This window comes from Massilia sp. Root335, assembly GCF_001425685.1.
GTDB lineage: Bacteria > Pseudomonadota > Gammaproteobacteria > Burkholderiales > Burkholderiaceae_D > Telluria > Telluria luteola.
The window spans coordinates 54,530-66,701 of sequence record NZ_LMCY01000068.1; the positions used below are offsets into that span (position 1 = coordinate 54,530).

Annotated in this window: 10 protein-coding genes and 1 riboswitch; of the genes, 7 read left to right on the forward strand and 3 right to left on the reverse strand. The window is 68.9% G+C overall.

The features are described from left to right. Positions 1-56 precede the first annotated feature (56 nt). Together ASC93_RS28350 and ASC93_RS28355 are read right to left on the reverse strand one after the other, a co-directional pair. Entirely contained in the window at positions 57-968 is a 912-nt protein-coding gene (locus ASC93_RS28350) for a hypothetical protein (protein WP_082548406.1), read from the reverse strand. Beyond that, a complete protein-coding gene (locus ASC93_RS28355) occupies positions 965-3,172 on the reverse strand; it encodes a M1 family metallopeptidase (RefSeq protein ID WP_157202165.1) in 2,208 nt (735 codons plus the stop codon). The genes ASC93_RS28350 and ASC93_RS28355 overlap by 4 nt, the downstream gene beginning before the upstream one ends. Positions 3,173-3,265: 93 nt before the next feature. Then, a riboswitch (cobalamin riboswitch) is annotated at positions 3,266-3,492 on the forward strand. Positions 3,493-3,563: 71 nt separating this feature from the next. Here ASC93_RS28355 and ASC93_RS28360 point away from each other — a divergent pair. The 3 genes from ASC93_RS28360 to ASC93_RS28370 all read left to right on the forward strand — a co-directional run bounded on the left by ASC93_RS28360 (position 3,564) and on the right by ASC93_RS28370 (position 6,757). Beyond that, on the forward strand, positions 3,564-5,552 hold the full coding sequence (locus tag ASC93_RS28360; RefSeq protein ID WP_056450642.1) for a TonB-dependent receptor: 1,989 nt from the start codon (positions 3,564-3,566) through the stop codon (positions 5,550-5,552). Between the two features lie 166 nt (positions 5,553-5,718). Continuing rightward, positions 5,719-6,381, forward strand: a complete 663-nt coding sequence (locus tag ASC93_RS28365; RefSeq protein WP_056450645.1) for a thiol:disulfide interchange protein DsbA/DsbL — start codon at positions 5,719-5,721, stop codon at positions 6,379-6,381. Between the two features lie 40 nt (positions 6,382-6,421). Further along, the gene (locus ASC93_RS28370; RefSeq protein WP_056450647.1) at positions 6,422-6,757 is read left to right on the forward strand and encodes a hypothetical protein; all 336 of its coding nucleotides are present in this window, start codon (positions 6,422-6,424) and stop codon (positions 6,755-6,757) included. Between the two features lie 22 nt (positions 6,758-6,779). Here ASC93_RS28370 and ASC93_RS28375 read toward each other — a convergent pair whose 3' ends face one another. After that, positions 6,780-8,096, reverse strand: coding sequence for an ATP-binding protein (locus tag ASC93_RS28375; protein ID WP_056450651.1), 1,317 nt, complete (start codon positions 8,094-8,096; stop codon positions 6,780-6,782). 345 nt (positions 8,097-8,441) lie between these two features. Between ASC93_RS28375 and ASC93_RS28380 the strand changes: the two genes are divergently transcribed. From ASC93_RS28380 to ASC93_RS28395, 4 genes are all read left to right on the forward strand, one after another. Then, a complete protein-coding gene (locus tag ASC93_RS28380) occupies positions 8,442-9,662 on the forward strand; it encodes a hypothetical protein (RefSeq protein WP_157202166.1) in 1,221 nt (406 codons plus the stop codon). A 68-nt stretch (positions 9,663-9,730) separates the two neighbouring features. Continuing rightward, positions 9,731-10,591, forward strand: coding sequence for a MipA/OmpV family protein (locus ASC93_RS28385; protein ID WP_056450664.1), 861 nt, complete (start codon positions 9,731-9,733; stop codon positions 10,589-10,591). Positions 10,592-10,593: 2 nt separating this feature from the next. After that, positions 10,594-11,298 (forward strand): hypothetical protein, encoded by a 705-nt coding sequence (locus ASC93_RS28390; RefSeq protein WP_229412907.1) that lies wholly within the window; start codon positions 10,594-10,596, stop codon positions 11,296-11,298. Between the two features lie 17 nt (positions 11,299-11,315). Continuing rightward, entirely contained in the window at positions 11,316-12,062 is a 747-nt protein-coding gene (locus ASC93_RS28395; protein WP_056450670.1) for an SDR family oxidoreductase, read from the forward strand. Positions 12,063-12,172: the final 110 nt, after the last annotated feature.

Below are 12,172 nucleotides of genomic sequence, written 5' to 3' on the forward strand. Positions count from 1 at the left end.
TCACGCGGCGTGTCAAACGGTCATGGTAGCCGATTCGCGCCGGGCGCGTGGGCGGGTCAGCGCACCAGGGCGAGCAACGCGCACAAGCGCGCACTGCGCATCCACCCGAGCACGATGACCGGCAGTTGGGCCAGCACGACGGCGCCGATCGTTCCGGCCGTCCCCAGCGCGGGCACGCGCGTGCGTGCGAGCGCGAGCAGCGCGGCGACCGCGACGCCGATGGCCGTGACGGCGAGATACGTTCCGAATAGCGCCAGCGGCCGTTGCAGCAGCAGGGCGCAGCCGCGCCACCAGGCCGCGACGGCGGACGTGCGGCGGCGGTCGGCGGCCAGCACGGCACGGCCGACGTCGACCGTCGCGTGGGCCAGCAGGAGCAGCACGGTCGTCGCCAGCAAGGCCAGGTGCGCGGCACGCTCGGCGTCGGCCTCCAGCAGGGCCGTCCCGGCCGCCTGGCCGGCGAGCCGCCAGGCGCCGGCGCCCAGCAAGCCGGCGACGCCGAGCGGCACGAGCGACCACGCGAGCATGCGCGCCAACCGCGGATACTCTTGCGCGCCGGCGGCCAGCAGGGCGCCCGACCCGAGGCGTTGCGGCGCGCGGCATGCCGCGATCGCCATGCCGGCCAGCAGCGGCGACAGCAGCAGTGTCAGCGCCAGCGCGACGCCGCCGCCCAGGCCCAGCGCCGGCGCATGGCGTTCGCGCGCGGCGCCCACGATGTCGGCGAACGCGATCATGTCGAGGCGCTCGGCCAGGCGCGCCGCGTACACCGAGTGATCGAGGCTGGCGGACAGCATCTGCCAGACCGGCAGCGTGGCGACGACGGTCGGCAGCAGCAGGAGGACGGCCCACCACAGCAGCAAGCGCCATTGCAGCGCGGCGCGCGTCGCGCGCAATACCGTGCGGGCACCGGCCGGGCGCGGTGCGCCGGGGTGCGTGGACAGCGGCGGGGCGAGGGTCGATTCGGTCGTCATAGCGTCGCGATCAGGGACAGGAGATATTCGGCGACGGCCGCGAAGTCGAGACCCCAGCGGCGCGACGCGCGCGCGTCCGGTTCGAGGGTGCGGCTGTCATCGAGCTTGCTCACGTCGAGGTAGTGCAGGCGCTGCGGATCGAGTTCGGCCGAGACGGCCCGCGCGGTCTTCGTCCAGACGAATTCGTGCCAGCGTTCGTCGGCGTCCCACTGCGCGGTTTCGCTGCTGCCGTCCGCGAATTTCACGACGAGCGTCTGCGGGACCGGCGCGCCGAGGCGGCGGACCGTCACCTCCGTGCGATACGGATACGGTCCGGTGCCGTCCGGCGCGTGCGGATGGAGCTTGTGCCAGCGCGTGCGCGTCTCCTCGTTCCAGCGGTCGACCTTGTCCTGCTTGTCCTCGATCCACGCACCGCCCCGCTGGCGCATGCCGGCAAGGGGCGGCAACTCCGTGCTCGTGAAGTCGCCGATGCGGTCGTCGACGCGGGTGGCGGCGTAGACCTGGCGCGCGAATGCGTCCTCGATGTCGGCGCGCCGGCCCGTCACCTCGGCCAGCGTCTCGCGCAGGTCGGCGATGCTCGGGTGGCGGAACTTCCAGCGCCGGTAGTATGCCTTGAAGGCGCGCTCCATCGGGGCGCGGCCGATGCGCGCTTCGAGGTCGCGCATCAGGGTCGCCGTGCGCGTGTAGACGGGGCCGATGTCCTGCAGTCGGTGCCACGCGTTGTCGCCGGGCGGATCGGCCGGGTCGTTGCGCGGCGTGGCCGCGCGCTCGGCGTCGAAGGTCGGGTAGCCGGGCGCGAAGCCGAGCCGGCGCAGCAGCGGCGTCGCGATGTACGCCAGCTGGCCCTCGTCGCGCATCATGCGGTTGTCCCAGTATTCGTTCAGGCCCTCGTCCAGCATCGGCTCCTCGAATTCGTTCGAGGCGAGCAGGCCGTAGAAATAGCCGTGGCCGAATTCGTGGATCGTGACGAAGGCGAGGGCGAACTGGTTTGCCGTGCGCGGCTCGACGGTCCGATAGGCCTCGGCCGTGAAGAAGGTCGGGTATTCCATGCCGCCCGCTTCTTCCGCGTTGTAGGGCGGGATCACGATGGTCAACGTCTTGTACGGGTACGGCCCCAGCGTGTTCGAGAAATACGTCAGCGATTGCTTGGCCGCCTTCAGCGCGGGTGCCGCGCTGGCGGCGAATTCGGGCGGGTACAGCACGGTCACCGTCACTGGCGGGCTGCCCGGGCCGGACCACGTGTCGACGAGCGGCCTTGCCGTCTGCCGGTCGGCGGTCCAGGCGAAATCGTGGACGTCGCCCTGGGCGAAGCGCCAGGTGCGCATGCCGCCCTTGTCGACGGGCGCGCCTTGCGGTTCGCCGGTCGCGCCCACGGTGTAGCCGCGCGGGACGGTCAAGCTGACGTCATAGCTGCCGAAGTCGGCGTAGAACTCCGAATTCATGTGGAACTCGTGCACGTTCCAGCGCGGCGCGCGCGCCCCGCGCTCGCCCGGCAGTTCCAGCACGCCGATCTTCGGGAACCATTGGGCGACGAGGTGGAAGGTGCCGAAGTAGCCGGTGCGCGCGACGACGCGCGGCAGCTGCGTGAAAAAGTCGATGTCGAACGTGGCCGATGCGCCCGGCGCCACGGTCTGCGGCAGGTCGAAACGCACCACCGTGTGGTCGGAGGGCGGTCCGTTGTCGGGATGGACGAAGGTCCACGGCACGCTCGCGCCGCCTTGCGCGACGCGGCGCAGTTCGATGTGGCCCCATGCGTCCCTGATGTCGGTGGCGGCGCGGTACGAGCCGTCGCGTTCGCGCCGCTCCGTGAAGAACGTGCTGCCGGCGCCGTCGAACGCGTTCATGTACAGGTGCAGGTAGACGCTTGTCACGGCAACCCGGCTGCGGTTGCGCCACGTGAGCCGTTCGTGCCCGGTCACCGTGTGCTTGTCCGGATCGAGCGTGGCCGCGATGTCGTAGTGGACGACGCGGTCGGACAACGTCGGCTCCAGGCCCGTGCGCGGGCCGCCCCAGGCGTCCGGGCTGCTGGGGACGCGCACGGCGGCGGCGTTGGGCGCGGCGAGGGCGATGCCGTCGGATGCGGGCGCGGGCTGCGGCACCGGCGCGATCGAGGGCGCGGCTGCCGGCGCGGCGAGCACCGCCCCCGCCAGCAGCAGGGCGGCGGCCAGTGCGGCGCCGGGCATCGGGGTGAAACGCGGATTCATGCGGGACTCCAGGCGTGGCTCGTCGGGTGCGCTCACTATATGCGAGTTCCCGGCGGGTCTGCGCGGATTTCGTGCGGTGCGGCGTTGGCAGGGTTATAATCCCGGGGTTCTGGTGCCCGCATGCGCGTCTGCGCGTGCAGTTAAACGGGAAACACGAAGCGGCGCCGCCTCCGGCGGCACGCCAGCGTGTGCTGCCCCCGCAACGGTAAACAAGCGTCGCCGCACGGCGACAGGCCGCCCCGATGACCACTGTGCTTGCATAGGAAGGTGGGACGGTCCGTCTTGGAGCCCGGAGACCGGCCAGACAGGTGAAGCCGGCTCGCGCCGCGCTTTTTGTGTACGCCGGCGTGCGGGGACGCTTGCCGGTGCCAACCCGAAAATTGAACATCCAATGCATTTTGCCGCCTCCACCCGCGGCGCGCCGGCTTTGACGCCGATCGCGCTGGCCTGCGCCGTATCCCTGTCCCTGTTTGCCGGCGCCGCGCGCGCCCAGGACGACATCCCGTCGACCGTCGTCGTCACCGGTTCCCGCTTCCCCAGCGTGGCAAGCCTGCGCCCGATCGGCGCCACAGTCATCACGCAGGACGACATCCGCCGCGCCGGCGTCAACGACGTGAACAGCGCGATCCGCAAGGTCGGCGGCGTGTTCGGCCGCCAGAGCCTCGATTCGTCGCCCGACTTCGCGCTCGACCTGCGCGGCTTCGGGACCAACAGCGCGCAGAACATGGTGATCATGGTCGACGGCGTGCGCCTGAACGAGAACGAGCTGACGAATACCGTGCTGTCGACGATCCCGATCGACACGGTCGAACGCATCGAGATCACGCGCGGCGGCGCCAGCGTGCTGTATGGCGAAGGCGCGACCGGCGGCGTCATCCAGATCACCACGCGCCGCGCGGTCGCCGCCGGCATGCACGGTTCCGTGTTCGCGGAAGCGGGCCGGTTCCACGAGCACGACGTGCGCGCATCGCTGTCGCAGACGGCCGGCGACGTCAGCGCCGACATCGCCGTGGCGCGCCAGGGCAGCGACAACTATCGCAAGAACAGCGACTTCGACCAGACGACGGCATCGCTCAACGTGCAGACGCGCTTTACCGGCGGCCGCGCCGGCATCCACGTGGAGAGCGCGCGCCAGGAATCGCGCTTCCCCGGTTCGCTGACCCTGGCCCAGTTCGACGCCGACCCGACGCTGGCCTCGACGCCGAAGGACTTCGGTTCGCTGGACACCGACCGCGCGAACGTCTTCGCCGAGTATCGCGTGGGCGCCGTCGACCTGGCGCTGGACCTGTCGCACCGCGAGCGCAACGTGCGCTCGAACTATCTGTCCACGAGCTTCACGTCGGTCAACGCGTACGACGGCCGCCAGGACCAGTTCTCGCCGCGCGCGCGCTGGCTCGCCGATGTGGGCGGCATGCTCAACGAACTGGTGGGCGGCCTGGACTTCACGCGCTGGAAGCGCAAGACGGCGTCGTCGTTCTCGACCGCCGACGCGAGCCAGGGCGCGAAGGCCGTGTACGTGCGCGACGAGCTGCGCTTCGATCCGGCCCACGACGGCCGCATCGCCCTCGGCGCGCGCCACGAGACCTTCGACAAGGACTACGTGGACGCGCTCGCCGGCGCCGCCGCGGAAGACCGCTCGCAGGCGCAGAACGCGTGGGAAGCGCAGGCCAGCTACCGCGTCCATCCGCTGGTCGAGGTGTACGCGAAGGCGGGGCAGAGCTATCGCGTGGCGAACGTCGACGAGAACAGCTACCGCTCCAGCACCGACATCCTGAAGGCGCAGACGTCGCACGACCTGGAATTCGGCACGACGCTGCGCCACGCGCCGGGCGACGACAGCCGCACGCTGACGGCGCGCGTGTTCCGTCATCGCCTGCACGACGAGATCTTCTACGATCCGACCGCGAACGGCGGCTGGGGCGTCAACACGAACCTCGACCCGACGGAGCGCAAGGGCTTCGAGATCGACGCCGAGGCGCAACTGGCCGCCGGCTGGCGCGCGAGCGCGCACGTGCAGCACGTCATCGCGCGCTTCACGGCAGGCCCGAACGCCGGCCGCGAACTGGTGCTCGTGCCGAAGAACGTGCTGACCGCGCGCCTGGCCTGGGCGCCGGGCAACGGCCAGTCGGCGGACGTGGGCGCGCAGTGGGTGGACAGCCAGCGCTACGGCAGCGACTTCACGAACGGCTGCGCGGCGCGCATCCCGTCGTACGCCACGTTCGACGGGCGCTACGCCATCAAGCTGGGCGCGTGGGAAATCGCCGCGGCGGGGCTGAACCTGGCGGACCGCCATTACTTCAGCAATGCGTTCGGGTGCAAGTCCGGCATCTATCCGAGCGATGGACGCCAGCTGAAACTGTCGGCGCGCTACGACTTCTGAGAACCGGGGTCAGAGCCCGATTTTAGGAAATTGCCAAAAATCGGGCTCTGACCCCGGTGTTGGTTACGACGGTAACGAAATGCAATAAATAAGCCGGGGCTAAGGATGGCGGGCGAAAAAGTGGTAATCTCGCGATCGTTCGCTCAACCAACTTAGAAGGAAAATTATGCGTTCCCTGCGTTTTGCCCTGCTCGCTACCGTGCTTGCCGCCAGCACCGCTTTCGCTTCGCCGACCGACCCCAAGAACGGTGTCGAGTACGTGACGCTCGCTCAGCCGCAGCCGGTGCAGCCTGTGGGCAAGAAGGTCGAGGTGATCGAGTTCTTCATGTACCACTGCCCGCACTGCAACGCGCTGGAACCGCAGCTCGAGCAGTGGGTCAAAAAGCAGGGCGACAACATCCACTTCAAGCGCGTGCATCTGCCGTTCTCCGGCGCCAAGGATCCGGAAGCGCACCTGTACCTGACGCTGGAAGCGATGGGCAAGGCCGAGGAATTCCAGCCCAAGGTGTTCAAGGCCTGGCACGTGGATCACCTGCGCCTGAACACGGACGCCGCGATCATCGACTGGGTGGCGAAGAACGGCATCGACCGCGCCAAATTCATGGACGTGTGGAATTCGTTCGGCGTGACGACCAGGCTGCGCCAGTTGCCGCAGATCACGAGCGACTACAAGGTCGACGGCGTGCCGACCATCATCATCGACGGCAAGTACCAGACCTCGCCCGCGATCGTCTACAATTCGGTCAAGAGCAGCAGCGAACCCGTGCTGTTCCAGGCCACCCTGCAGGTGATGGACGCCCTGGTGGCGAAAGCGGCGAAGTCGAAATAAGCGAAACAAGCGAAACAACGCAAGGTAGAGAAACAGCGCAATGAGTGACGTCGAAGGCAAGATCCTGAAGATTTACGACAAGTCCAAGCCGGACGGGGAGCACCTGTTCGACTCGAGCAACTGGAACCACCTCGCCTGGTGCATCGTCGTCCTGCTCGCGGGCCTGGCCTTCTGGCTCGCCATTGCGCTGGTCAATGCCGAAAACCAGCGCAACGCGTTGATGACGAAACAGTGCGCCGATCCCATCTTCAAAGGGGAGATCGACCAGCAATGCCTGCTGACCGTGCATTCGCGCGAGCACTGGTGGCAGCACCTGTGGTACGGGATGCGCCACGTGCGGCCGGAAGCGCCGGCACCGGTGGCGCGCCCGCACTGAGGCGTCGTCCCGATAAGCGCGCTCAGGCGGCCAGCACGCCGTCCGGCAGGCTGATCACGAAGCGCGCGCCGCCCAGCGGCGACTGCTCGACCTTCAAGTGGCCGCCGTGCAGCGCGATCGCCTTGCGCGCGATCGACAGGCCGAGGCCGAACCCGCCCGTGGCGCGGTCGCGGCTGCGGTCGAGCCGGTAGAACGGTTCGAACACGCGTTCCCGCTCCTCTTCGGGAATGCCGGGACCGTCGTCCTCGATGGCGATCTCGATCCGGCAATCGTCGCGCCGCACCCGCAGCGCCACCTCGTGCGCCGCGTATTTCTGCGCATTCCTCAGCAGGTTGCCGATGGCACGGGCGAGCAGGCGGCGGTCGGCGTCCATGCTGCCCAGGCGCTCGCCCAGGTCCACGTGCAGGCGCTGCGGACGCGGATGCAGGCCGTCTGCGCATTCGCGCAGCAGCGGCTCCAGTTCGAACAGCGCGCGCTGCGGGCCTTGTGCGTTGTCCAGCTTGCTCATCGACAGCAGTTCGTTGACGAGGTCGTTCAACTCCGCCAGGTCGCCCTCCATCGCCGCGATGCGCTTCGCTAACGCGGGATCGGCCGCGCGCTCGTTCAACAATTCCAGCGCGAACTCCAGCCGCGCGATCGGCGTGCGCAATTCGTGCGAGACGGAATGCAGCAGGTTCTTCTGCGCTTCGAGCAGGCCCTGGATGCGCTCGGCCATCGCATTGATGCGCTCGGCCAGCGGATAGACGGCGTCCGCCGGCTTCAGGTCGGCCCGCGCCGATAACTGCCCGGCGCCGAATTCGTCCGCCACGCGCGACAGCGTCTGCAACGCCTGCCAGTGCGCGCGCGACCACAGCGCGATGGGCACCAGCAGCGCGAGCGCCACGACGACGTAGCGCACCACTTCCATCGCGAGGGCCTGGCCGAGGTCGATCGGCAGGTTGTACGCGCGGATCGCTTCCTCGTTGCTGCCGATGTAGCGCTCGCCGTGCAGGTCGACGCGCCGGAAGAATGCCTTGTGCTGCGGGTCCAGCACGACCTCGCCCCGCTCCAGCGCCGCGTACTGGCGGGCGGGCAGGGCGGCGCGCGCCTGGTCCAGCGGGATCAGGTCGAAATGGGCTTCGGACACTTCGCGCACCTTGTTCAGGCGGCCCAGCCACTCGTCGGCCGGCGCGCGGTCGACGTATTGTTCGAGCAGGAAGATCTGGGCCGACGCCTGGCGCCGCGCGATGTCGTCGAGCGGGTCGCCGAACAGGCGGGCGAAGACGAAATAGATCACGAATGTCGCGCCCGTGATCGACAGCATCACGAGCACGAAGAAACGGAAGAACAGGCGATTCACGCCATCATCCTCCGCACGCGGCAAAGGCTGGGTCGGGTTTTGTCTTGCACATATCGAAATTGTATAGGAGCAATGGACTAAAAAACCATCATTTACAAATTGTGGACAAATGCCCGACAGTCGGCGGATGAAGTTCTCGCCGCACCTGCGTACGATTCCCATCGTCAGGGCACCTCGAACACCGTGCGGGCGGCGCAGGGCGGCCCTGCAGCGCGCGGCAGGCGGTTGGGCGTGTCCTTATCGGGTTTTCCGTTTGGCCCACCTGATGCGCGAGAGACGGTGGGCCTTTTTTTATTCGGATGCGTGCCGGGCACACGGCGCCATCGTATTCCTGGAGAGGGGAGAATGAGCATTCCTGGACGCATGATATGGCCGCTGGGCGCCGTCGTGGCCGGTGCGGTGTTGTCCGCATGCGGTGGCGGAACGACGACGCACGACCGGCAAGCCACCCCGGGCATCGCCGTGGGCGAGCCGAACCCGGCCGCCCTCGCCAAGGCGCCGTTCATCGAGATGGCGCGCACATCCGGCTGTAACGAGACCCGCAACCGCCTGTTCGTCATCGACGGCAAGCAAGTGTTTTGGGACCATGCCGGCCAGTGCGCCGATGCGTCATATGGGCAGGTCCTGTTCGGCAGCAAGCCGGAGACCCGCCTGTGCTCGTCCGGCGACACGATCGCCGGCCCCAGGATGGTGTGCGAGGACGAGAGTGCCCGTGCGCTGTTCGAGACGCTCGTCAAGAACGCCGACCGGCCCGACCTGGGCCTGGGCAGCGGCCACACGGTCGAGCAGCTGAGCTTCATGCCGCCGGCCGGCACGGCCATCGCCTATGAAACGGTGGCGCGCGACGACCTGTCGGGCGTGACGGCGCGCCAGACCCTCGTCATCAAGGACCAGGCCGCCTGGGACACGCTGTGGCGCCAGCATGCCGCCGGCCGCACCCCGGCGCCCGCCGTGCCGAAGGTCGATTTCACGCGCAGGATGCTCGTGGCCGTGTTCGGCGGCGAGTACGCCGACAGTTGCCACGGCATCGCGATCGCCCGCGTGGCGGCCGGCGCCAGCACGCTCGACGTGGAGGTGGCCGAGCGCGACGTCCCGGCACAGGCGGTCTGCCTGCCGGTCGTGCGCCACCCGATGCAGGTGGCGGCCGTGGAACGCACGGATGCGGACGTCGACTTCATCAAGGCGGCCGCCACGGACGTGCCGTTCCGGACGGCGGATGCGACGAGCCTGTCGGACGTCCGCGCGGCGCGCACCGTCGTCGTCAAGGATGCGGCCGCCTGGACCCGCCTGTGGAACGAACACGCGCCCGGCCGCGCGCAGCCCGCCGTCGACTTCGCGGCCGACATGGTCGTCGGCGTGTTCATGGGAACCGGCGCCAGCGGCTGCTACACGACGGCCATCGACGGCGTCGTGCGCACGGCCGACAAGATCCTCGTGCACGAGATCAGGTCCGTGCCGGGGCCGGACATCGCCTGCGCCATGTATGTGACGACGCCCGCGCACCTCGTCGTCGTCCCGCGCAGCGACCTGCCGGTGGAATTTGCGCTGGAAATGGCAACGAGGTAGGAAAGGATATGGGAGGACGGGAGACAAAGCCGTAGAATATTGTCTTCCCGAATCTTTCACCCGTGAACATGAACAAGCTTCTCTTCCTCGCGCTGGGCGCGGCCTGCGGCACGACGTGGGCCCAGACGCCGGCGACCAACCCCATGCCCGACGGCAGCCGCGACATGTACGCGGGCCTGGGCGTGCAGTCGGCGCCGCGCTGGGACGGGACGGGAAGCCGCAAGGTATCAGCGTTGCCGGTGCTCCAGGTCCAATGGAGCAACGGCCTTTTTATTTCCGGCATGAGCGCCGGGATGCACCTGTCGGACGATCCGACGTTCGAGTACGGCCCGCTGCTGGCCGTGCAACCGGGGCGCGACCGGACGGGAACCGGCCAGGCGCTCGGCGGCATCGGCAGCACCGACACGATGCTGATCGGCCCGGTCCCGGAGCCGATCGACAAGCGCAACATGCGCAACACGGACCTGGACGGCATGGACAAGATCGGCGCCCGCCTGCAGGGCGGGGTCTTCGCGAACTATTACGTGACGCCGCAATGGCGCCTGACGAGCAGCCTGCTGTACGGCGCCGGCAACGACCACGACGGCGCGCGCCTGGACCTGGGCGTGCAGCGCCTGGCCGTCGAACTCGGCGCGTGGCATCACGTGTCGCTGTCGGCCGGCGCCACGGTCGTCAACCGCAACTACAACCAGACGTATTTCGGCGTCACGCTGGCGGAAGTGTCGCGCAGCCGTTTTTCGTACTACGAGGCGGGCGGCGGCCTGCAGGATGCGCACGTGGGCGTGCGCTGGAACTGGGCCTGGTCGCCCTCGTGGATGCTGACCACCAACCTGCAGGCCCGGCGCCTGCTGGGCAGCGCCGCACGCAGCCCGCTCGTCGAGCGGTCCACCAACCTGACGGTTTCGACCGCCATCGCCTACCGGTTCTGATGATGCGCGCATCCCGCCAACTCGTCGCTGCCTTCGCCTGGCTTGCCGCGGTCATCCCGACCGCCGCGCACGCACAGGCGCAGGCGGGCGAATGGGTGAGCTACCGGGATGCGTACCGGGCCATGGTCCAGTTCGAGAAATACGGCGGACCGAAGAATCTGCTGCAAAGCCAGCTGCAAGTGCAGTCCAGGGACCATGCGGGCCTGGGCGATGGCGCCCAGCTGACGTTGACGGGCAGGGTCACGCAACTGAACCTGCCGCTGGACGCCCTCGGCCGCACCGTATTCCCCCTGCAGAAGGCGGCCTACGACGAAAACGCGGCGCTCGTGCTGAACCGCAAAGGCATGCCGTTCGTGCTGCGCCCCCAGGTGACGATCGCGCCGCGCGCCGACGGCGAGTACGACGCCGCGATCCTGCGCACGGCCTGCGCCCAGGCGCTCGGCTTCGTGCGCTATGTCGACGCCTCGCAGCGTGCGCGCCAGTGCACCGGCGTGCGCTTCGTGTTCCCGAAAAAGGAGTCGGCCGGCGCGCGCCTGCGCCATGCGGACGGCGCCGAACAGGCGCTGCCGGTGACGGCCGGCGCGGCCTTCACGGGCGATCCCGACGAAGGATTTCCCATCGTGACCTGGCGCTTCGGCGCGGGCGCGGAACGGGCCCAGCTCATCACCTACAACGCGCCGCTGGCGATCGTGCCCATCTTCGAATGAGCCCTGCAAGGACAACCATGAACAAGACGATACTCGTCACGGGCGCCAGCCGCGGCATCGGCGCCGCCTGCGCGCTGCTGGCGGCACGGCGCGGCTACACGGTGTGCGTGAATTACCGCGACAACGCCGGCGCGGCGGACGGCGTCGTGCGCGCCATCGAGGCGGCCGGCGGACAGGCCTTCGCCGTGGCGGCCGACGTGGCGGACGAGGGCGCCGTCGAGCGCCTGTTCGCGGCCATCGATGCGCGCTGCGGCCGGCTCGACGCCCTCGTCAACAACGCCGGCATCCTCGCCCGCCAGAGCCGCGTCGAGCACATGGATGCCGCGCGCATCGGCCGCATCCTCGCGACCAACGTCACGGGCAGCTTCCTGTGCGCGCGCGAAGCGGTGCGGCGCATGTCGACCCGGCATGGCGGCAATGGCGGTGCGATCGTGAACGTGTCGTCGCGCGCGGCCGTGCTCGGGTCGGCCAACGAATACGTGGACTATGCGGCGTCGAAGGCCGCGGTGGACGCGCTGACGATCGGCCTGGCGAAGGAAGTGGCGCAGGAAGGCATCCGCGTGAACGGCGTGCGGCCGGGCCTGATCGACACGGACATGCACGCGAGCGGCGGGGAACCGGCCCGCATCCAGCGCCTGCAATCGTCCGTGCCGATGGCGCGCGGCGGGACGGCGGACGAAGTGGCGGCGGCCATCATGTGGCTGCTGTCGGACGAGGCGTCGTATGCGACGGGCACGTTCATCGACGTGTCGGGCGGACGCTGAAAAAACCGTCGTTCCCGCGCAGGCGGGAACTCAAGTAAAAACCGTCGTTCCCGCGCAGGCGCACTGCTGTCCGGAATAAAATTCTTGACAGTTTCATCAGATGAGGCTCA

Bases quoted from the DNA above. Each gene is read 5' to 3' on its own strand.
- ASC93_RS28385 (WP_056450664.1), top strand. From the start codon at position 9,731: ATGAACAAGCTTCTCTTCCTCGCGCTGGGCGCGGCCTGCGGCACGACG.
- ASC93_RS28370 (WP_056450647.1), top strand. From the start codon at position 6,422: ATGAGTGACGTCGAAGGCAAGATCCTGAAGATTTACGACAAGTCCAAG.
- ASC93_RS28360 (WP_056450642.1), top strand. From the start codon at position 3,564: ATGCATTTTGCCGCCTCCACCCGCGGCGCGCCGGCTTTGACGCCGATC.
- ASC93_RS28380 (WP_157202166.1), top strand. From the start codon at position 8,442: ATGAGCATTCCTGGACGCATGATATGGCCGCTGGGCGCCGTCGTGGCC.
- ASC93_RS28355 (WP_157202165.1), bottom strand. From the start codon at position 3,172: ATGAATCCGCGTTTCACCCCGATGCCCGGCGCCGCACTGGCCGCCGCC.
- ASC93_RS28390 (WP_229412907.1), top strand. From the start codon at position 10,594: ATGCGCGCATCCCGCCAACTCGTCGCTGCCTTCGCCTGGCTTGCCGCG.
- ASC93_RS28395 (WP_056450670.1), top strand. From the start codon at position 11,316: ATGAACAAGACGATACTCGTCACGGGCGCCAGCCGCGGCATCGGCGCC.
- ASC93_RS28350 (WP_082548406.1), bottom strand. From the start codon at position 968: ATGACGACCGAATCGACCCTCGCCCCGCCGCTGTCCACGCACCCCGGC.
- ASC93_RS28365 (WP_056450645.1), top strand. From the start codon at position 5,719: ATGCGTTCCCTGCGTTTTGCCCTGCTCGCTACCGTGCTTGCCGCCAGC.